Origin of the sequence: Microbacterium sp. K36 (genome assembly GCF_004794355.1) — a bacterium.
Classification (GTDB): Bacteria; Actinomycetota; Actinomycetes; order Actinomycetales; family Microbacteriaceae; genus Microbacterium; species Microbacterium paraoxydans_D.
In genome coordinates this window covers 1-19633 of the sequence record NZ_SSDN01000069.1, presented here as the reverse complement: position 1 = coordinate 19633, position 19633 = coordinate 1, and the positions used below count along the sequence as shown (strand labels likewise).

At 71.1% G+C, this 19633-nt stretch carries 18 protein-coding genes; 9 read left to right on the top strand and 9 right to left on the bottom strand.

What is annotated here, in order from left to right; genetic code table 11:
* Positions 1 to 63: 63 nt before the first annotated feature.
* A complete protein-coding gene (locus DW296_RS07600) occupies positions 64 to 867 on the bottom strand; it encodes a cyclase family protein (protein ID WP_136051738.1) in 804 nt (267 codons plus the stop codon).
* Between the two features lie 26 nt (positions 868 to 893).
* Positions 894 to 1826 carry a TetR/AcrR family transcriptional regulator gene (locus DW296_RS07595; protein WP_136051737.1) on the bottom strand — a complete coding sequence of 311 codons (933 nt, stop codon included), beginning with the start codon at positions 1824 to 1826 and terminating at the stop codon, positions 894 to 896.
* A gap of 102 nt (positions 1827 to 1928) precedes the next feature.
* Here DW296_RS07595 and DW296_RS07590 point away from each other — a divergent pair, with 102 nt between their 5' ends.
* Both DW296_RS07590 and DW296_RS07585 read left to right on the top strand, forming a co-directional pair.
* Complete coding sequence (locus DW296_RS07590; RefSeq protein WP_205807898.1) at positions 1929 to 2831, top strand: ATP-binding cassette domain-containing protein; 903 nt, start codon at positions 1929 to 1931, stop codon at positions 2829 to 2831.
* Positions 2828 to 3655 carry an ABC transporter permease gene (locus tag DW296_RS07585; protein WP_136051736.1) on the top strand — a complete coding sequence of 276 codons (828 nt, stop codon included), beginning with the start codon at positions 2828 to 2830 and terminating at the stop codon, positions 3653 to 3655. Before DW296_RS07590 ends, DW296_RS07585 begins: the two co-directional genes overlap by 4 nt.
* A gap of 182 nt (positions 3656 to 3837) precedes the next feature.
* On the opposite strand, the gene DW296_RS07580 is transcribed toward DW296_RS07585, so the two are convergent.
* A complete protein-coding gene (locus DW296_RS07580; RefSeq protein WP_060921700.1) occupies positions 3838 to 4254 on the bottom strand; it encodes an ArsR/SmtB family transcription factor in 417 nt (138 codons plus the stop codon).
* Between the two features lie 104 nt (positions 4255 to 4358).
* Between DW296_RS07580 and DW296_RS07575 the strand changes: the two genes are divergently transcribed.
* Genes DW296_RS07575 through DW296_RS07560 form a run of 4 tightly spaced genes read left to right on the top strand, consistent with a single transcriptional unit; the run spans position 4359 to position 8862 of the window.
* A complete protein-coding gene (locus tag DW296_RS07575) occupies positions 4359 to 5789 on the top strand; it encodes a TrkH family potassium uptake protein (RefSeq protein ID WP_025104469.1) in 1431 nt (476 codons plus the stop codon).
* Positions 5782 to 6453, top strand: coding sequence for a potassium channel family protein (locus DW296_RS07570; RefSeq protein ID WP_025104470.1), 672 nt, complete (start codon positions 5782 to 5784; stop codon positions 6451 to 6453). Before DW296_RS07575 ends, DW296_RS07570 begins: the two co-directional genes overlap by 8 nt.
* A gap of 58 nt (positions 6454 to 6511) precedes the next feature.
* Positions 6512 to 7288: an ABC transporter ATP-binding protein gene (locus DW296_RS07565; protein ID WP_136051735.1), complete on the top strand. Its 777-nt coding sequence runs from the start codon at positions 6512 to 6514 to the stop codon at positions 7286 to 7288.
* The gene (locus tag DW296_RS07560) at positions 7270 to 8862 is read left to right on the top strand and encodes a hypothetical protein (protein WP_136051734.1); all 1593 of its coding nucleotides are present in this window, start codon (positions 7270 to 7272) and stop codon (positions 8860 to 8862) included. The genes DW296_RS07565 and DW296_RS07560 overlap by 19 nt, the downstream gene beginning before the upstream one ends.
* A 123-nt stretch (positions 8863 to 8985) precedes the next feature.
* On the opposite strand, the gene proC is transcribed toward DW296_RS07560, so the two are convergent.
* Positions 8986 to 9825: a pyrroline-5-carboxylate reductase gene (proC, locus tag DW296_RS07555; RefSeq protein WP_136051733.1), complete on the bottom strand. Its 840-nt coding sequence runs from the start codon at positions 9823 to 9825 to the stop codon at positions 8986 to 8988.
* A 59-nt stretch (positions 9826 to 9884) separates the two neighbouring features.
* Between proC and DW296_RS07550 the strand changes: the two genes are divergently transcribed.
* Complete coding sequence (locus tag DW296_RS07550; RefSeq protein ID WP_136051732.1) at positions 9885 to 10856, top strand: cation diffusion facilitator family transporter; 972 nt, start codon at positions 9885 to 9887, stop codon at positions 10854 to 10856.
* A gap of 4 nt (positions 10857 to 10860) precedes the next feature.
* Here DW296_RS07550 and DW296_RS07545 read toward each other — a convergent pair whose 3' ends face one another.
* On the bottom strand, positions 10861 to 11316 hold the full coding sequence (locus DW296_RS07545; protein WP_136051731.1) for a nucleoside deaminase: 456 nt from the start codon (positions 11314 to 11316) through the stop codon (positions 10861 to 10863).
* An 81-nt stretch (positions 11317 to 11397) separates the two neighbouring features.
* Here DW296_RS07545 and upp point away from each other — a divergent pair, with 81 nt between their 5' ends.
* A complete protein-coding gene (gene upp / locus DW296_RS07540) occupies positions 11398 to 12030 on the top strand; it encodes a uracil phosphoribosyltransferase (RefSeq protein ID WP_025104476.1) in 633 nt (210 codons plus the stop codon).
* 24 nt (positions 12031 to 12054) lie between these two features.
* On the opposite strand, the gene DW296_RS07535 is transcribed toward upp, so the two are convergent.
* The 3 genes from DW296_RS07535 to nadE all read right to left on the bottom strand — a co-directional run bounded on the left by DW296_RS07535 (position 12055) and on the right by nadE (position 17242).
* Positions 12055 to 12858 (bottom strand): GNAT family N-acetyltransferase, encoded by an 804-nt coding sequence (locus tag DW296_RS07535; protein WP_240743032.1) that lies wholly within the window; start codon positions 12856 to 12858, stop codon positions 12055 to 12057.
* Entirely contained in the window at positions 12855 to 16337 is a 3483-nt protein-coding gene (locus tag DW296_RS07530) for a TM0106 family RecB-like putative nuclease (protein WP_136051730.1), read from the bottom strand. The genes DW296_RS07535 and DW296_RS07530 overlap by 4 nt, the downstream gene beginning before the upstream one ends.
* Before the next feature lie 86 nt (positions 16338 to 16423).
* Positions 16424 to 17242 carry an ammonia-dependent NAD(+) synthetase gene (gene nadE, locus DW296_RS07525; protein ID WP_136051729.1) on the bottom strand — a complete coding sequence of 273 codons (819 nt, stop codon included), beginning with the start codon at positions 17240 to 17242 and terminating at the stop codon, positions 16424 to 16426.
* 108 nt (positions 17243 to 17350) lie between these two features.
* On the opposite strand from nadE, the gene DW296_RS07520 reads away from it, so the two are divergent.
* Entirely contained in the window at positions 17351 to 17908 is a 558-nt protein-coding gene (locus DW296_RS07520) for a phosphorylase family protein (protein ID WP_085603862.1), read from the top strand.
* A gap of 1 nt (position 17909) precedes the next feature.
* Here the strand turns inward: DW296_RS07520 and DW296_RS07515 are convergent.
* Positions 17910 to 19633 (bottom strand): SbcC/MukB-like Walker B domain-containing protein (locus DW296_RS07515; protein WP_275092111.1); only part of this gene is annotated, 1724 nt, incomplete at its 5' end.

The following is a 19633-nucleotide window of genomic DNA, read 5'->3' as shown; positions in this document are numbered from 1 at the left end:
TTTCTCGATGAGCACACTCTATGGGGTCGCTGGGACGCGTGTAAACCCGCGTGGCTGTTGTGATCAGTGGGAAATCGGCACGGTCGCGAACGCCCGGACCGGGAACGTCCCCAACCCGCGGATCGCCGGAGGGGCCGCGGTGAACCGCGCCCCGTGCGCGGGGAGGCGATCAAGGACGGTGAGGTGCTCGACGACGTGCACGCCCGCCGCGAGGAGGATGCTGTGCACCGGCCGCTCCCCGCCGCTCGCCGTGTCGTCGATGTCGGGAGCGTCGATGCCGACGAGACGCACCCCGGCGTCCGCGAGGAAGCGCGCCGCGTCCTCGGCGAGGAAGGGCGAGCCGGCGCCGTAGGCGGGCGTGCCGAACAGCCGGCTCCCGCCGGTGTCCAGGAGCACCGCGCTGTCGCGGAGCTCACGATCCGCGAGCGTCGCCGCCTTGATACCGCGCCGTTCCGACGTCCACGCGTCGCGGAGGTGGAAGACCTCGGCGGGCAGGCCCACGAGGGTGTCGAGGTCGAGCGAGGCCGGGGTGAGGTGCGGGGTGATGGTCGGCGCGGGCAGCCCGGAGGCGGTGACCATGCCCTTCGCGATCGGGTGGCTGAGGTCGACGACCCGTTCGGCGCGGTCTCCAGGAGCCGGAGCCGCGATGCCGCGACTGCCCCGGTGCGGCTCGGCGACGATCCGCAGGTCACGGAGCTCGACCTCGCCCACGAGCGCCAGGCCGAGGTGCGACACGAGCAGCCTGGAGATCTCCTCCGCCGTCATGTCCTTCCGCGGCAGGTCGAGTCGGAACCCCTGTCCCTGCAGTCCGCCGCCATTGGCGAAGGTGATCGCGAAGTCGAGGTGCGCGCGGTACTCGTCCGTCATGGGCCCATCCTCCCGGACCGGAGGACTCAGGCGGATCTCTTCGCCTTGGCGATCCGCTCGCGCGCATCCCGTAGGGCCTGCCGCTCGACCTTGCGCGCGGCGCGAAGGGCCTTCTCCGCCTCACGGCTGGCCTTCTGCGCCTCTTTGAGCCGCTTGTCTCCAGCGAGCTCGGCGACGTCGAGATCGACCCACTCCTCCGCGACGATGTGCCGCTCCCCACGTTCGAGGCCCGCCATGTACGCGGCGACGCCGTCGAGGGTGCGTTCCACCGCGAAGCGGAACGGGTCGGCCGACGAAAGGAAGACGCCGTCTTCGATGGCCCGCCGCAGGGCGGGGAACTCGTCAGCGGTGATGACCCGGTCGAACAGCGAGGCCTCGCGGGCCGCGACCTCGTCCGGACTCAGACCGGACGACCGCGCCTGCTCGGTGTATCCGGCCTGCACGATCCCGCACCAGCGGGCATGGCCGGTGACGGCGAGTGCGACGGCGATCCGCTCCTCTGCCGTGAGCGGGGTGCCATCGAGGGTGGCGAGGCCGGCATCCAGCCAGGCGGAGCTGTTCGGTGTGATCGGCGAGCCCGAGATCGGCAGCGAGAGCATCCAGGGATGCCGCAGATACACGAGGATCTGCGCCTCGTACAAGGCGAGCAGCCGCTCGCGCCACCCCTCGACCTCGAGATGGCTCTCCGGCGGCAGCCCCGTCGCCTCCTCCTGCATGAGGAGCAGAAGGTCGTCCTTGGCAGAGACGTACCGATAGAGCGACATGGGCGTGAATCCCAGACGCGCGGCGACCGCGGCCATCGAGACGGCACCGAGCCCCTCGGCGTCGGCGAGGGCGACCGCCGCCTCCACGATCTTCTCGACGCTCATCTCCCGCTTCGGACCGCGCTGCGGATCGGCCGCGACACCCCAGGCAAGCGCGATCCCGCGCGGCAGCTCGGGCGGCTCCTTCTCGGTCATGGCTTTCATCCTACTTCTGTTTATTGCTTAAACAGTGTGTTACGGTCATACACAATTGCGTTGCTCCTACACAGTTTTGGGGATACACAGAAAGGAATCCTGATGGACAGAGCCATCGACGTCCACGACCTGCACAAGGCTTTCGGCGCGAAGACCGTCATTCGTGATCTCGACTTCACCGTCGCCCGTGGCGAGGTGTTCGCTCTGCTCGGGCCGAACGGCGCCGGCAAGACGACGACGATCAACATCCTCACCACCCTCACGGCGGCGGATCGCGGCACGGCGCGCGTCGCCGGCTGGGATGTGCGGACACACCCGCGGGAGGTGCAGCGACGGATCAGCCTCACCGGTCAGTCGGCCGCCGTTGACGACGCCCTCAGCGCGACCGAGAACGTGGTGATGTTCGCCCGTCTGTCCGGGCTCGGTCGTGCCGGCGCCCGGCGTCGCGCCGCGGATCTCATCGATCGCTTCGATCTCGGCGAGGCCGCTGGCCGCGCCGTCCGCACCTACTCCGGCGGCATGCGCCGGCGTCTCGATCTCGCCCTCAGCTTCGTCGTGACCCCGGAGGTCCTCTTCCTCGACGAGCCGACGACAGGGCTCGACACCCGCAGTCGGCGCGACCTCTGGGACATCATCCGCGTCCTCGCGGACGGCGGCACCACGGTGTTCCTCACGACGCAGTACCTCGAGGAGGCGGATCAGCTCGCCGACCGCATCGCCGTGCTCCACGACGGTCGCATCGCGGCGCTGGGAACGGCCACGGCGCTGAAGGCCCGGGTGGGCGGCGACACGGTGGAGCTCCGCGACGACCGCGGGGAGCTTCAGCGGGAGATCCCGACCGACGGCTCGGTGAGCGATCTCCGTCGAGCGCTCGACCTCCTGGACGAGGACGGCGGCGCCGGCACCGTCCAGCTCCGTCGCCCCACCCTGGACGACGTCTTCCTCGCCGTCACCGCCCCCGACGCCGCGACCGCAGGCGCCGCGCCCCGGAAGGAGCTCGCATGAACATCGCCCACGCCACTGTGCCCAGAACCTCCGGGCCCGCGGCCGCCCCCGCCCCGCGGCCACCCCTCCGCGGCCTCACCGCCGAGACCGTCCTCGTCGGGCGCAGCCTCCGCCACTCCCTCCGGGACGGCGAGTCCCTCCTCATGGCGATCCTGCTCCCGGTCATGCTGATGTTGATGTTCACGTGGGTGTTCGGCGGGGCCATCGATCCCTCCGGCGCCTACGTCGACTACGTGGTCCCCGGCATCATCCTGACGTGCGCCGGTTTCGGCGCCTCCTCCACCGCCGTGTACGTCGCGAACGACATGCGCACGGGGATCATCGACCGGTTCCGCACCATGCCCCTGCGCGCCGGCGCCGTGCTCACCGGGCATGTCGTCGCCAGTGTGCTCCGCAACCTCGTGGCGACCGCCGTCGTCATCGGCGTCGGCGTACTCGTCGGGTTCCGCCCATCGGCCACTCCGCTCGAGTGGGTCGCCCTGGCCGGCATGATCGCGCTCTACATCCTCGCGATCACCTATCTGTTCGCCGCGATCGGGCTCGCTGCCGGCAGCCCCGAAGCAGCGAACGGCTACGGCTTCGTCCTGCTGTTCCTGCCGTACCTCTCCAGTGCCTTCGTCCCCGTCGCGAGCATGCCCGACTGGCTCCAGCCGATCGCCGCCCACCAGCCGATCACGCCCATCGTGGAGACCATCCGCGCTCTCCTGATGGACACCCCGATGCAGGCGGAGGCGTGGTGGGCGATCGGCTGGTGCGTGGCGATCCTCGTCGTGGCGGCGCTGTGGGGCGCGTGGCTGTTTCGACGAAAGGCCGGACGACGATGAGCCGACGTCCAGCCCGCGCATAGCCCGCATTGCCCGATCGCTCAGACAGCCCTGCCAGGGTCGGTGCAGGACCCGTGCCGGCACCTGCCGAGTCCGCGCGGATCTGGGGTCCGCACACCGCCCCCGACGGCATCCCCCCCCCTGCCGTCGGGGGCGGTTCCCGTCCGAGCGGGGGCGCGGGATCAGGCGCCGAGGCGCTTCAGTGCGTTCGTGACGACGTGCTTGGCGGACGCAGCCGCACGCCCGACGACCTCGGCCGCGTGCGCAGCGCTGTCGGGGATCGGGGCGCCGGGGTACGCGATGTCCGGGGCGGCATCGCCGAACGCGTCGACGAGGAACGGGACCAGCCAGTCGTCGACGGCCTCCAGCGGCGCGACGGACAGGCTGTAGAAGCGGCGCTGACCGTCTTCGCGGACGGTCACGAGCTCGGCGTCGCGGAGCACTTTGAGGTGCTTCGAGACGGTGGGCTGACTGATGCCGAGGTCGGCCACGATCTGGCTCACGCTCGTGCCGGATTCGCCTTCGGACGTGCGTCGGAGCAGGAGCTGGAGGATGTCGCGCCTCGTACCGTCTGCGATCACGTCGAAGATGTCCGTCATGTGATCAGGGTAGTGCGCCCCGGCACGGAGTACCATGACGAAGGCTCGGCGAGAGGCGCCGTGCTGCGGCCGTGGAGCGGACGGCGCGGAAGAAGGGGGCAGCGATGTCGGGCATCGTTTCGGCGTCGTCTCCTCGCACCGGTCTCCCCGGAGCCGCCGGCCGGGTGAAGCACCTCATCACCTCGTCGCCTTCCCGGTTCGCCATCGCCGTCTTCGCACTCCTGATCCTCGTGTTCACGGTGCTGTTCTCGCTGCCGATCGCGTCCGCCAGCGGCACGGTGACACCGCTCAGCGATGCCCTCTTCACCGCCGTCTCCACGATCTGCGTGACGGGCCTCGCGACCGTCGACATGGCCAACCACTGGTCGCCCTTCGGACACGTCGTCGTGTTCATCGGCGTCAACATCGGCGCCCTCGGCGTGCTGACCCTCGCTTCCCTCATGGGGATGCTCATCTCGAAGCGCCTCGGGCTGCGCGCGAAGCTCATGGCGGCGGGCGACACGAACCCGCTCCGCGCGCACGGCGGCGTGGTCAACGAGAGCCAGACCGTGCGCCTCGGCGAGGTGGGCCAGCTGCTCACCACGGTCGCCCTCTCCGCCCTCTTCATCGAAGCGGCCCTCGCCGCCCTCCTCTACCCGGCGCTGGTGATGGCGGGGGTCGACCCGATCGCCGCGCTCTGGGAGGCCCCGTACTTCTCGGCGATGGCGTTCACCAACACCGGCTTCGCCCCGAACGACGGCGGAGTGGCCGTGTTCGCCGACGACTACCTCGTGCTGTCGCTGCTCATGGTCGGCGTGTTCCTCGGGAGCATCGGCTTCCCGGTGATCTACACGCTCGCGAAGCACGTCTGGCACGTCAAGCGGTGGTCGCTGCACTCGAAGCTGACCATCGTCACCACGGTGCTGCTGTTCATCCTGGGCGCGGCCGCCTTCCTCATCCTCGAGTACGACAACCCCAAGACCTTCGGCTCCATGGACGCGGCGGACACGACCTTCCAGGCGTTCTTCCTCTCCGCGATGACCCGCTCCGGCGGCTTCAATGTCATCGAGATGGACGACCTCAACGGCTCGTCGCTGCTCGCCGCCAGCATGCTCATGTTCGTCGGCGGCGGGTCGGCGTCGACGGCGGGCGGCATCAAGGTGACGACCCTCGCGGTCCTCGCGATCGCCGTCTGGTCCGAGGCGAAGGGCCGCCAGTCCGTCGAGGCGTTCGGCCGCCGCATCCCCAGCGACGTGCAGCGGGTCGCCCTCAGCGTCGTCGCCTGGGGCGCCACCATCGTCGCTCTGTCGACCATCGTGATCGCGCAGATCACCAAGGCCGACATCAGCCACGTGCTTTTCGACGTCATCTCCGCGTTCGGCACAGTCGGACTCTCAACGGGCCTCACCGGGGAGCTTCCGGATTCCGCCTCGTACGTCATGGCCGCGACGATCTTCATGGGCCGCGTTGGTACAGTGACTCTCGCTGCGGCAGTCGCCGCGACATCGCGCACGCAGTACTACTCACTGCCCGTGGAAAGGCCGATCGTTGGTTGAAGTCCTTCGGGGGGACGCTCCCGTCCTCGTCATCGGTCTCGGCCGCTTCGGCGCTGCGTGCGCCGGCGAGCTCGACCGCCTCGACCGCGAGGTGCTCGCGATCGACGACAACCTCGAGCTCGTGCAGAAGTGGTCGGACCGCGTCACGCACACCGTGCAGGCCGACGCCCGCAACATCGACGCCCTCCGCCAGATCGGCGCCCAGGACTTCCAGGTCGCGGTCGTCGCCGTCGGCTCCTCGATCGAGGCGTCCGTGCTCATCACGGCCAACCTCGTCGACCTCAAGGTGCCGCAGATCTGGGCGAAGGCGGTCTCCCAGTCGCACGGCAAGATCCTGGCCCGCGTCGGCGCCAACCACGTCATCTACCCCGAGCGCGAGGCCGGCGAGCGCGTGGCCCACCTCGTGAGCGGGCGCATGCTCGACTTCATCCGCTTCGACGACGACTTCGTCCTGGCCAAGATGTACCCGCCGAAGTTCATCCGCGGCGTCGGCCTGAACGAGTCCGGTGTGCGCTCGAAGTACAAGGTCACCGTCGTCGGCGTGAAGAGCCCGGGCAAGCCGTTCCGCTACGCGGAGGCCAACACGATCGTGACCAACCACGACCTCATCATCGTCTCCGGGACCAACAGCGACATCGAGCGCTTCGCCGCCCTCGACCGCTGAGCCGGGTCCTCCCCGCGGCGGATGCGCCGGCCGCGGCAGGCGTGGTGGGATGGGGGGCATGAGCGATCACGCCCCCGCACCGCCCGTCCTCGCCCTCCGCGGGCTCCGCAAGCAGTTCGGCCAGAAGGTCGCCGTCGACGCGCTGTCGCTGGACGTCCCCGCGGGGTCGATGCTGGGGCTGCTCGGCCCGAACGGCGCGGGCAAGACGACGACGCTCGCGATGACCACCGGGCTCCTGCGCCCGGACGCCGGGACGGCCTGGGTGCTCGGCGCCGACGTCTGGCAGGACCCTGCCGCCGCGAAGGCGCGGATGGGCGTGCTCCCCGACGGCATCCGGATGCTCGACCGGCTCAGCGGCGCCGAGCTGCTGCGCTACACCGGCCTGCTGCGCGGCATGCCGGAGGCGGAGGTCGTCTCCCGCTCCCGCGAGCTCATCGACGCCCTCGGCCTGACGGAAGCGGGCGACACCCTCGTCGTCGACTACTCGGCCGGCATGAAGAAGAAGATCGGCCTGGCCTGCGCCCTCATCCACGCGCCCCGGCTGCTGATCCTCGATGAGCCCCTCGAGGCCGTCGACCCGGTCTCCGGGCAGACGATCCGGCAGATCCTGCGCTCCTTCGTGGACGGCGGCGGCACGGTCGTCCTCTCCAGCCACGTCATGGAGCTCGTCGAGTCGCTGTGCGACCGCGTCGCCATCGTGGCCGAGGGGCGTCTGCTCGCCCACGGCGCCCTCGACGAGGTGCGGGCCGGACTCACGCTGCAGGAGCGCTTCCTCAGCCTCGTCGGCGCGCACGACCTCGGAACGGAGACCCTCGCGTGGTTGCGCTCCTCGTAGGTCTGCGGCTGCGACAGCTCGGGCATCAGCTCTCCCGCAACCCCTGGATGATCGTGACCCTCGTGATCGTGGGTCTCATCGCGCTGAGCATGCTGGGACTGCTGACCGTGGGTCTGATCGCGCTGCGCGTGGGCGCTCCGGACGCCGCCGTGACCGCGATGGTGCTCACCGGCGCCATCATCGTGCTCGGGTGGTGGATCGGGTCGATCCTCGTCAGTGCGGACGACTCGCTGGCACCTGAGCGCTTCGCCCTGCTCCCGGTGACCGCCCGTTCTCTCCTCCCCGGACTGGTCGTGGCGGGGACGACGACGATCGGCGGCATCGGCACCGCCCTGGCCCTGCTGCTGATGCTCGTGGGATGGTCGGTCAGCGTTCCGGCCCTCCTGGTCGCGGTGCTCATGGTCCCCGTCGCGCTCGCGACCTGCGTGCTGGGCGCTCGCGTCGTCAGCGGACTGCTCGCGGGATGGCTTGCCCGCCGGCGGACGCGCGACCTCGTCCTCACCCTCGGCGTGGTCCTGCTCGCCTCGTCCGGCCTCCTCCTCAACATCGGGCTGCAGGCACTGTCGACCGTGCGCGACGTCGGTGGCGCCTTCACCGCGGTCGCCGAGATCGCCTCGTGGACGCCGGTCGCCGCCGTGTTCGGAGTCCCGGCCGCCGTGTCACAGGGCGACGTCGTCACCGCCGTCCTGCGGCTGTTCGTCGCCGCCGCCACCCTCGCGGTCTTCTGGGTCGCCGCGCGCCGGATGCTCGCTGCGCGCCTCGTCGCTCCCCTGCAGTCGAGCGGGGGCGGACGCGTGCGCTCGGGAGGCGTGCTCGACCGCCTGCTGCCCGCGGGACCCGTCGGCGCCATCGCGGGACGGACCCTCCGCTACTTCCGCCGCGACCCGCGTCAGGTCGTCAACATCGTGATGCTCCTGCTGCTCCCCGCGATCTTCCTCGGGCTCGCGCTCATGAACGGACTGCAGCAGGACAGTACCGGCTTCGCGCCCGCGATCACCCTCATCCCGGCGATCAACGCCCTGCTCGCCGGGAGCATCGTGCAGATGGCGATCGCGTATGACAACGACGCCGTCGCCCTGCACATCCTCACCGGGGTGAGCGGGACCGCCGATCGGGTCGGACGGCTGCTCGGGTTCGCGCTGGTGGCGGTGCCGATCACGGTTCTCCTGTGCGTGGCGACCTGTCTGCTGGCCGGGCGTCCGGATCTACTTCCGGGCAGCCTGGGCGCTGCTCTCGGACTCATGGCGGTGTCGGCCGGCGCGGGCTCCTGGGTGGGGGCGTTCCTGCCGGGGCGAGCTCCGGCACCCGAGGCCAACCCGTTCGGACGCGGTTCTTCGGGCGGCGCACAGTCCTTCCTCGCGATGCTCATCATGTCGCCGATCACCCTGCTGCTCGGCGGCCCCGCCCTCGGCTTCGCGATCGCGTCGATCTGGATCCCGCCCCTGGGCTGGGCGAGCCTCGCGGCCGCCGTCGTCCTCGGTGGTGTCGCGCTGTGGGGCGGCACGGTGCTCGGCGGTCGCGTCCTGCAACGGCGCTGGCCGGAGGTGCTCGCCGAGGTCGCCAGCGAGGCCTAGCCGCCCGGCACCTCGCCGCAACAGGCACTCGCGGGCGTTCAGGCTCCAGGGGTGTTGGCTGCCTGGACTCGCGTGGTCGCCTGTTCTCGCGGGGTGGAAGCGCGCGAGAACAGGCAGGTGGGATCAGGCGCCGGCGGCGAGCTCCTTCGCGCGAGCGAGAGCGGCGGCAGCAGCAGTGGCGAAGGTGTCGGACAGGTGGGCGTCCTGGAGCACGGCGACCGCGCGCTCCGTCGTCCCCTTCGGGCTCGTCACCCGGCGGCGCAGCTCGGCGGGGTCCTCCCCCGTCGAGTCCAGCAGAGCGGTCGCACCGATGAAGGTCTGCTCGGCCAGCAGACGGGCGTCCGCGTCGGCGAAGCCCATCTCCCGCGCGGCCGCGGTGAACTCCTCGATGAGGAGGAAGACGTAGGCGGGACCGGAGCCCGAGATCGTCGAGAGCGCATCGATCTGCGACTCGGGGACCTCCACCACCGCCCCCACCGTCTCGAACAGACGACGCACGAGCGCGAGGTCGTCGGGAGTCGCCGCGGCGCCGGCCGCGAGACCGGTGACCCCCTTGCGGATCGTCGACGGGGTGTTCGGCATGGAGCGGATGACGCGGGCCTCCGAGCCGAGGACATCCGCGAAGGTCTGCAGCGTGACTCCCGCGGCGAGGCTCACCACGACGGTCTCCGGGCTGAGGTGCGGCGCGATCTCGCGCAGGAGATCGGGGACCATCGCCGGCTTCACCCCGACCAGGACCACCCGCGCGCCGGCCACGGCGTCGGCATTGCCCTCCGGCCGCTCGGACAGCGCGATGCTGGTGACTCCGTCGAGACCCGCGAACACCTCCGCCTTCTCCGGCGTGCGGTTCGTGGCAGTGATCCCTCCGTCCACAGGGACCCCCGAGGCGAGCACGCCCCGGAGGATCGCTCCCCCCATGGATCCGGCACCGAGGAACGCGAGGGACGGGAGCGCATCAGCCATGTCGTCATCCTACGGCGGGCGCTCCTGTGACGGCCGGGTTGCCGTCCTAGACTCGTCGCATGAGTGCATCCGGAGGCAGCAAGGCCATCGTCGCGGCGTTCCTGGCGAACCTGGGCATCGCTCTCGCGAAGTTCCTCGCGTGGGCCCTCTCCGGCTCGGCCTCGATGCTCGCCGAGGCGATCCACTCCGTCGCCGACTCGGGGAACCAGCTCCTGCTGATGCTCGGCGGGCGCAAGGCGAAGCGTCACGCTGACCGCTCGCACCCGTTCGGCTACGGCCGCGAACGCTACGTCTACGCATTCGTCGTGTCGATCATCCTCTTCTCCGTCGGCGGACTCTTCGCGATCTACGAGGGCGTGGAGAAGCTCACCCACCCGCATGAGATCGACCAGACCTGGTGGTGGCTCCCGCTCGTCGTGCTGTTCATCGCGATCGGCCTGGAGTCGTTCTCGCTGCGCACCGCCGTGCGCGAGAGCAACGTCGTCCGCGAGAAGGGCCAGTCCTGGTTCTCCTTCGTCCGGCGGTCCAAGGCGCCCGAGCTCCCCGTGGTCCTCCTGGAAGACGTCGGGGCCCTCACCGGACTCACCTTCGCCCTGCTCGGCGTCGGTCTCACGCTCCTCACCGGCAACCCCGTCTTCGACGCCCTCGGCACGGTGATGATCGGCGTCCTGCTCGTGCTCATCGCGATCGTGCTGGGGGTCGAGACCAAGAGCCTGCTCGTCGGCGAGGGTGCGACCCCCGCCGACCACGACCGCATCGTGGACGCGATCAACGACGGTCCGGAGATCGAGAAGATCATCCACATGAAAACCCTCTACCTGGGGCCGGACGAGCTGATGGTCGCCGCGAAGATCGCGCTCAGCGCCGACAAGCCGCTGCGCGAGGTCGCGGACGACATCGACGAGATCGAGGCCCGCATCCGCGCCGCCGTGCCGGTCGCCCGGGTGGTCTACATCGAGCCGGACGTCTACCGTCCCGCGATCGATCCGGAACCCTCGACGGACGTCTTCGTCCTCAAGTCCTCGGACTGAGCGCTCAGCGACGGTCCTCGAAGAAGGCGCGGAGCAGGGCGATGGACGCGTGCTCGTCCACGCCGCCGATCACCTCGGCACGGTAGGGCAGGCGGCGGTCGCGCAACACGTCGTACATCGAGCCGGCCGCTCCCGCCTTGTCGTCCCACGCGCCGAAGACCACGCGGCCGATGCGTGCCTGGAGGATCGCGCCGGCGCACATCACGCAGGGCTCGAGGGTGACGACGAGCGTGCAGCCGTCGAGGTTCCATGAACCGCGGGCCGACGCCGCGGCGCGGATCGCCTCGATCTCGGCGTGCCCGGTCGGGTCGTGCGTGGCCTCGCGGGTGTTCCGCCCTTCGGCCACGACACGGCCTTCCGCGTCCAGCACGACGGCACCGACGGGGATCTCCGCGGCGGTCGCGGCCTCGGCGGCGAGCTCGAGCGCACGCTGCATCGCGAGGCGGTCGGCGGCGGTCATGCCCCGAGCCTACGGCAGTGCGAGGCGGCCGCCACGGCACCCGATGTCGTGCGCGGACGCGGCGCGCATTAGCCTGTATCCATGCGTGTTCACGTCGCCGACCACCCTCTCATCACCCACAAGCTCTCGGTGCTGCGCGACGCGCGCACCCCGTCGCCGGTCTTCCGCCAGCTGACCGAAGAGCTCGTGACGCTCCTCGCGTACGAGGCGACCCGGAATGTGAAGGTCACTCCCATCGAGATCACGACGCCGGTCACCACGACCACGGGCGTGAAGATCTCCGAGCCGCGGCCCATCGTCGTCCCCATCCTGCGCGCCGGTCTCGGCATGCTCGAAGGCCTCGTCAAGCTCCTCCCCACCGCGGAGGTCGGTTTCCTCGGCATGGTCCGCGACGAGGAGACCTTCGAGCCCACCACGTACGCCGAGCGGCTTCCGGACGATCTCTCCGACCGCCAGTGCTTCGCGATCGACCCGATGCTCGCGACGGGCGGCTCCCTCGCCGCGGCCATCCAGTTCCTGTTCGACCGCGGCGCGAAGGACGTCACCGCGATCTGCCTGCTGGGCACTCCGGAGGGCGTGGCCGCCATCGAGGCGATGGCCGGCGACCGGGATGTGACCCTCGTCCTCGGAGCGCTCGACGAGCGCCTCGACGAGAAGGGCTACATCGTGCCCGGCCTCGGCGATGCGGGCGACCGCCTCTACGGCACCGTCTGACCTCGCTCGCGCTCTCGACTCTCGTCAGAGGGTCAGGCGATAGCCGCGCTCCTCGCCGTAACGCGTGAAGCCGGCCCTCGCGAGGATCGGCGCCGATGTCGAGACGCGGCCCTTGACGAGCGCCGTTCCCGCACCGCGCGCGGTGCTCTGCCGCAGGCGCTCCGCGAGGACCGCTCGATACACGCCGCGACCCCGGTCGGCGTCGAGTGTCGCGGCGCCCCACAGCCGGGTGAACCCGTCGACGATCGTGCATCCGCCCGTGCTCACCGCGCGGCCGTCGATGCGGCCGAGCACCCGGAAACCCTCCCCCGCGGACAGGGATGCGGTGAGTTCGGCGAACTCGGCGTCCAGACCGTCCTCGTCCAGCGGCTGCTGCTCCCAGACGGGGACGTTGATCGCATCGACCTCGCGGAGCTGGTCCCTCGTGCGCACGACCTCGGCGGTGACCCCGGGCGGCACGTCGACCTCGGTTCCGATGGTCGGGCGCGCGAACACGGTGACGGTGTCGAAGTGCACCGCACCGCGGCGCTGGAGCTCGTCCTCGAGGTCCGGGTCGTCCGCGGGGTTGGTCCAGAACGTGAAGACGTTCTCGCCCCAGGCTCTGGTGCGTTCCAGTGCCGCGTCCAGCACCTCGGCGGCGGGCCGCGTCGACGTCACCTGGGAGCCGCGGACGCCGCCTCCGAACCGCTCCGGGTAGCGCACGAGCAGCAGATCGTCGCGGACGTCCTCGCTGCCGCGAGGGAACCACGCCCATGCGGCGGCGGCGCGCAGGATCTCATCGGCCGTCGGCGTCTCGACGGAAGCAGACCCGGGGACGGACGACATCATGATTCCTCCTCACCAGCGGCGCCCACCAGGCGGGCGAAGGCGCTGAGCCTCGCGACACCCTCGGGCGTGTACGGCAGATCGTCGAGCAGCGCCGGCGAGTGGATGAGGTAGGCCACGACCTGCGCGCGGGAAATCGCCACGTTGAGCCGGTTCTGCAGCAGCAGGAACTCCGGGCCCCGCGGGGCATCCCGACCGCTCGACGCGGCGAGCGTCGTGAGGGAGACGACCGCCTCCTTACCCTGGAAGTTGTCGACGGTCCCCACCGGGACCCCGCCGAAACCGGCCGCCGCGAGCGCATCGTGCACGAGCTGCCGCTGCGCGTTGTAGGGCGCGACCACGATGATGTCCTCCGGCGTCAGCGGGCGGACGGTGCCCTCGGCGTCGTTGTCGTGGAAGGTACGGCCGACGAGGTCACGGACGATACGCACCACCTCGGCGGCTTCCTCCGGCGACTGGGTCGCGTTGCCGCGGTGCCGCAGCGGCACCACATGCAGGCCCGGGTCGATGCCTTCGACCGCGCGTCGCTCCGTTCCGGGAGCGGAGGCGAGCTTGCCGGCGTAGGCGAGCTTCGACACCGGAGCCGCGACATACGGGTGCATGCGCCAGGAGCGGGCGAGGAAGTAGCCGTACTCAGGACGCACGACGGGATCGCCGTCCATCACCCAGCCGAGCGCAGAGGTGTCCACCGGCTCCGGATGGGCGCCCTGGCTGACCTGGGGCAGCTGCTGGGGGTCGCCGAGGAGCAGGAGCCGCTGCGCACCGGCGGCGACCGCGATGGTCGAGGCGAGCGAGAACTGTCCGGCCTCGTCGATCACGAGCAGGTCGAGCTCTCCCCTGGCCACCCGCTGGGTGTTGCTGAAATCCCACGCGGTGCCGCCCACGACCGCACCCTCGTTCTCGTGCTCGGCGAGGAAGGCGGCCATCCCGGTCTTCGGGATCACCGTGTAGCCGGGATCGGCGTCGGCATCCTTGGGGCACTTCGCCACCTGACCCGGGGCGACACCGTCGGCGACGACGCGCTCCAGCAGCGTCTCGATGATCGCGTGGGACTGCGCGACGACGCCGATGCGGAAGCCGTGCTCGTTGACGAGCCGGGCGATCACCTGGGAGCCGGTGTAGGTCTTCCCCGTGCCCGGGGGGCCCTGCACCGCGAGGTAGCTGCGGTCGAGGTCGAGGACTCCGCGGACGATCGCGTCGATCGTGTCATCCCCTGCGGCCGGAAGCGCGTTCCCCGACACCGTGCGCGGAGGCAGGCGGCGGAGGATGTCGGTGGCCGCGTCCTCGGGGAAGCCCGGGGCGGCCGCGTGCACCGCGTCGGCCCATTCATCGATCGCCTGCTGCAGCGACACCACCCGAGGCGGCGCGGCAGGGGTGAGGGCGACGGGGAGGTCGTCCCAGGTCTGTCCCTGCACGGCGGACTCGACCACGAGGTACCCGTCGTCCAGCACCTCGACGACCGTGACCCCGTGCGGCACATGCACGGCGCGGGACGGGACGTCGGTGTCGAACGGGGCGGGGACGTCGTAGAGCGCGAACGGCTGCGCACCAGGACCGAGCGTCGTGCCCGGGGACACCTCGCCGCGGATCTCCAGCTCCCGCGACAGGACTCTGCGGCCTTCGCCGATGCTCCAGTCGCGGCGCACCCGCGAGCGGGTCGCATCGACCTTCACCACATCGCGCGTGCCGTCCCACATGGTGACCGGCTCCCGCAGCCGCTGGAAGTGCGCGACCCAGAAGCTCTTCGCCTCGCGCGGGAAGTAGTCGATGGCGGCCGCCGCGATCCGGTGCACGAGCCCGTCGTCACCGGCCTCCACCGCACGCTCCGCGTCGCCGAGAAGAGCGAGCGAACGCGGGGACGGCTCGTAGATGACCTCGTCCGCATCGTCCGGCGGGGCCGGCGTGACGCCCTCCGCTCGGGCGATGTCGATGAGCCAGTTGCGCAGCCGGCGGGTCGAGACGCAGTCGTAGCGGTTGTAGTCGGCGAGGTCGGCGAGCACGGCGTCGGCCTCGGCCTGCGCGCCCGCTGCCGCGAGCTCCCGCGCGGCGACGTACTGCACGATGGAATCGTCGCCCTTCTGCACGTCGCTCGTGCGCACGTCCTCCCCCATGTAGAGGGGCTCGAGCTTCTTGATGGAGTAGGACCGCGAGCCGACCCGCACGGTGCGCAGCACCAGCGGGTACAGGTCGACGAACACGCCTTCGCGGAGCAGGCGGTCCACCTCGCCCTCGCGCACCCCGTGGCGGGCGGCCATCGCGACCAGGTGGGAGGTCTCGTAGGGGGCGTAGTGGTAGATGTGCATGCCGGGGTGCGCGGCGCGGCGCACCTTCACGAAGTCGAGGAAGGTCTCCAGCGCCCGCCGCTCCTCCGCGAACGAGTGCGCCCAGAGCGCGGTGTACTGGTCGGCGTTGTCGACCCAGCCGAACAGATAGTCGATGCCCCACTCCGCCTCGCCGTCGGGGGCGGGCTCGGTGTACAGCGGATCGCCCTCGAAGTCGAAGAAGATGTCGCCGTGGCTGGGCACCGGGAGGGTGTGGATCGCCGCGGCGTAGTGCACGTCGTATGTCGCCGCGCCCTCGGCATCCGCCCGCAGCTGCACCCGGGCCTGGGCGCGGAGGTTCTTGAAGGTGTCGACGTTCATGCCCTCGGGGGCCTGCGTCGCCGCGGCCAGGTCGTCGATCGTGAGGATCCCGGCGGCGCGGAGACGGGCCCGCTGCACCGGACGCATGCGTGCGACCATGAGGAGGTCCCGGTGGGCCAGCACCTGCTCCTCGCAGGTGGCGCAGCGCCCGCAGGCGACCACGCGCAGGTCGCCGCGGTCGTCGCCCCACGCGAGGGGCGCTCCTGCGGCGCCCTCAGCCACGGCGCGGTCCGCGATGAGAGCGCGCAGCCGCGACCGACGCACACGGAACAGCGGAAGGAGGTCGTCGACGGCGTGCGTGCTGACGCTGTTGTCCCCGTGGATGAGGTCGACCTCGTCCGCTCGCGGGATGCCGAGCCGGTCGAGCTGATCGACATATGCCGCGAGCTGCATGAGGGCGGTCACCCGGGCCTTGCGGGCGAGCTTGGAGTCCTGCACGCGCCAGCGCCCGTCCGCATCGCGGCGGAGGAAGTCGGCGAACCCGACGAACTCGTCGGTGGCGAAGGCCGCCTGGAAGACGACCAGCGCGTCGGACCGCAGAGCGCTCAGCGTCTCGTCGACGGCGGCCGCGAGGGCCTCAGGATCGCTCGAGGAGACCTTGGCGATCCGGTGCACCCGTTCGTCGCCGAGCTCCCGGATGTAGCGGTCGAGCACGTTCTGCTCGTGCACGTCTCCCAGCTGGGCGGCGCGGAGGAGCGTCGCGTCCTCCGGCTCCTCGACGGCGGGGACCCGACCCAGTTTCGCGTCGATCGCCCGCGACCATGCGAACTCGCACTCGGCGGCCGCCTTGAGGTCGCTCGCGCTCCAGATGACCCGCTGCGCCTCTGTGTCGATCCGCACGATTCTCCCGTTCTGTCGGCTGCTTCGACACTATCCGCGGCATCCGACACGGCGAAAAGCGGGCGGTCCCGCACCGGGGGAACCGGTCAGCGCCACCAGGTGTCGTCGGGGGTCACCGGGAGATGACGCTTGTGCTGGGTCGCGAGGTACCGCGCCTCGATGCGCCCGGCGACCTCGGGGTCGACCTCCCGGCCCTCGAGGAAGTCGTCGATCTGCTCGTACGTCAGCCCCAGCTCGTCCTCGTCCGTGCGCCCCGGCTGGTCGTCGAGGAGGTCGGCGGTGGGGACCTTGAAGGCTAGGCGCTCCGGAGCGTCCAGGAACTGGAGCAGGGCCCGCCCCTGTCGCTTCGTGAGACCGGCAAGCGGGAGGACGTCAGCGGCCCCGTCGCCGAACTTCGTGTAGAACCCCGTGACGGCCTCGGCGGCGTGGTCGGTGCCGATGACGATCAGCCCCTCATGCCCGGCGAGCGCGTACTGCGTGACCATGCGGAGGCGCGCCTTGATGTTGCCGCGGTTGAAGTCGGAGATGTCGCTGGAGACGGCGGACTCGATGTCCTTCTCGACGCCCTCGACGCCGTTCTGGATGTTCACCTCGATCGAGGAGTCCGGCGCGATGAAGTCCAGCGCGGCCTGGGCGTCGTCGGCGTCGTGCTGCACGCGATAGGGCAGACGCACGGCCAGGAAGCTCGCTTCCCCACCCTCGGCACGCACGCGCTCCACTGCGAGCTGGGCGAGGCGCCCCGCGAGCGTCGAGTCCTGTCCGCCGGAGATGCCGAGGACGAAGCCCTTCGCGCCGGTCGTGCGCAGGTAGTCCGCGAGGAAGCCGACGCGACGCTCCACCTCCGCTTCGGGATCGATGTCGGGCCGGGCGCCCAGGTCTTCCGCGATCTGCTTCTGCAACGACACGTGGTCCTCCGCTCATCGGTTCGGCTCCAGTATCCCCCCTCCGGGTTTCGTGCGGGTCACGCCACCGCGCGGACGAGGTATCCAGCGGCGACCTGACAGACTGAGACGGTGAAGCTCCTCGTCGCCGCCCTCGAGTCCGAACTGTCCGCCTTCCCCGAGGAGCTCGACGGCTTCGACCGGCTCGTCACCGGCCCGGGGAAGCTGCCGGCGACGTACGCGCTGACCCGTGCCCTGGACGCCAAGGACTACGACGAGGTCGTCGTCGTCGGCACCGCGGGTTCCATCGAGAAGGGACGTGCGTACGCGGTGCACGAGATCGCCACCGCCGTCCAGCACGACGTGATCGACCTCGACGGCGTCGTCGGACGGCACGTCTCGCTTCCGCCGCAGGTGACCACGGGTCGCGAGGGCGTCGTGATCGCGACGGGTGACCACTTCGTGAACGACGCCGAGGTCACCGCCGTGATCCGGCCGATGGGTGCGGCGCTGGTGGACATGGAGACCTACGCCTACATCTGGGTGGCGGGGCAGTTCGGCGTGCCGATCCGCGCGTTCCGCGCCGTCTCCGATCAGGCGGAGGACGGTGCCCTGGCCGACTTCCGCGAGGCCATCGCCCGGTGCAGCATCGAGCTGCGCGAGGTGATCCGCGCCGAGTACGGGGTCTGACTCAGCGCGTCTCGATGACGCTCGGTCCGTTCGGCAGCGCACGGACCGTGAGCTGCGCGGGGATCTGCTCCTGCATGGCCTCGACGTGGCTGATGACGCCGACCGTGCGGCCGCCCTGTCGCAGCTCGTCGAGCGTGCGCATCGCGACGTCGAGCGTGTCGCCGTCGAGGGAACCGAAACCCTCGTCGATGAAGAGCGTGTCCAGGCGGATGCCTCCGGCGCGGGCCGTCACCACCTCGGCCAGGCCGAGGGCGAGCGCGAGGGAGGTGAGGAAGGTCTCGCCGCCCGAGAGGGACTGCGGCGGACGGGTCTGCCCGGTGAAGGCGTCGGCGACCACGATGCCCAGCCCGGAGGCGGCACCGCGCGCAGCCAGCGCATCGGAGTGCTGCAGCCGGTAGCGTCCTTCCGACATGTCGTGGAGCCGGCGGTTCGCGGCGTCGACGATCTCCTCGAGCTCCGCCGCCAGCACGAAGGTCTCCAACGTCATCTTGCGGGTGTTCGCCCCTCGTCCTGCGATCGTGTCCGCGAGAGCCTGGAGCACCTCGAACTCCGCGGCATCCTCCGCCGTGCGGGCATGCTCGTCCTTCGCGGCGTCGATGAGGCCGGCCAGCCGCACCGCATCGCCCGCCGCCCTGGTGGCCTCGTCGACGGCGGCGGACCATGCCGCCCTGGCCTCGCGTGCGGCCTGCTCGACCGGCGCGAGGTCGATGGGCTCCTCCGGCAGCGTTCGCAGCTCGAGGTCGAAGAGGAGGGCGCGCTCCTTCTCCCGCTGCACGGCGTGCGTCGTCACCCGCTCGTCCAGCTCCGTCTGCACCGCCAGCGGACGTAGCGCCGCGGCGGCGGCCTCGACGTCGGAGAACTCAGAGGCGTCGAGGGCGGCATCCCTCTCGGCAGCCGCCTCCGCCGCCGCCTGCTGCCTCCGCGCCCGTTCGGCTTCGGCGTCGAGGAGGCGGCGTGCGACGGCGAGGTGGGCGTGGGCCTCCGCCATGCGCTCAGCCACCGACGCGTAGCTCCCTCGCGCCTCGTCGATCGCCGTACGGGCGGCCTCGTCGCGCTGGACGACCAGGGCGAGCTGCTCGCGGGCTTCGGCGAGGGCCGCCTCGTCCTGGACGCGCCGCTCCTCGAGCGCGCTCTGCTGGGCACCGAGCTCGACGAGCTCGCCGTCGCGCAGCCGCGCGGCCTCGGCCGCGGCGAGCGCCTCCTTCTCAGCGGCCACGGCGGCATCGAGCCCGGCCTTCGCCGTCTCGACGTCTCGTCCGTCCGCGCGCGCCAGGGCCGCAGCGAGTTCGACCTGCAGCGACGTGCAGGTCGAGCTCGCCTGCTGCTCGCGGCGCGCCGCCTCGTCCCTCCGGGTCTCCGCAGCCGCGATGTCCTCCACGGAGACCGCCGCGCTGTGGTCTGCCGGCGCCGGATGCTCCCGCGCCCCGCACACCGGGCACGGGTGATCCTCGATCAGAGCGGACGCCAGCTCCCCGGCCATGCCGTCGATCCGGCGCTGGCGCAGATCGGCCAGAGCCGATTGCGCGGCGGCCTGCGCGGACGTCGTCTCGGCGAGGACCCGGTCGGCCGCGGCGCACTCCTGCTGCAGACGTGCCGCCTCTTCCGCCGCTTCCCGGCGGAGCTCGGCAGCGACGCGCGCGCTCTCCATGGCGGGGAGCCGGTCGCCGAGCCGACGGGCGTCATCCCGCTCCGCGGTGACGGCGGCGATCCGTCCGGGCAGCGCCG

Coding starts and splice junctions, on each gene's coding strand:
- DW296_RS07600 (WP_136051738.1), bottom strand. CDS start 867: ATGACGGACGAGTACCGCGCGCACCTCGACTTCGCGATCACCTTCGCC.
- DW296_RS07595 (WP_136051737.1), bottom strand. CDS start 1,826: ATGACCGAGAAGGAGCCGCCCGAGCTGCCGCGCGGGATCGCGCTTGCC.
- DW296_RS07590 (WP_205807898.1), top strand. CDS start 1,929: ATGGACAGAGCCATCGACGTCCACGACCTGCACAAGGCTTTCGGCGCG.
- DW296_RS07585 (WP_136051736.1), top strand. CDS start 2,828: ATGAACATCGCCCACGCCACTGTGCCCAGAACCTCCGGGCCCGCGGCC.
- DW296_RS07580 (WP_060921700.1), bottom strand. CDS start 4,254: ATGACGGACATCTTCGACGTGATCGCAGACGGTACGAGGCGCGACATC.
- DW296_RS07575 (WP_025104469.1), top strand. CDS start 4,359: ATGTCGGGCATCGTTTCGGCGTCGTCTCCTCGCACCGGTCTCCCCGGA.
- DW296_RS07565 (WP_136051735.1), top strand. CDS start 6,512: ATGAGCGATCACGCCCCCGCACCGCCCGTCCTCGCCCTCCGCGGGCTC.
- proC (WP_136051733.1), bottom strand. CDS start 9,825: ATGGCTGATGCGCTCCCGTCCCTCGCGTTCCTCGGTGCCGGATCCATG.
- DW296_RS07550 (WP_136051732.1), top strand. CDS start 9,885: ATGAGTGCATCCGGAGGCAGCAAGGCCATCGTCGCGGCGTTCCTGGCG.
- DW296_RS07545 (WP_136051731.1), bottom strand. CDS start 11,316: ATGACCGCCGCCGACCGCCTCGCGATGCAGCGTGCGCTCGAGCTCGCC.
- upp (WP_025104476.1), top strand. CDS start 11,398: ATGCGTGTTCACGTCGCCGACCACCCTCTCATCACCCACAAGCTCTCG.
- DW296_RS07535 (WP_240743032.1), bottom strand. CDS start 12,858: ATGATGTCGTCCGTCCCCGGGTCTGCTTCCGTCGAGACGCCGACGGCC.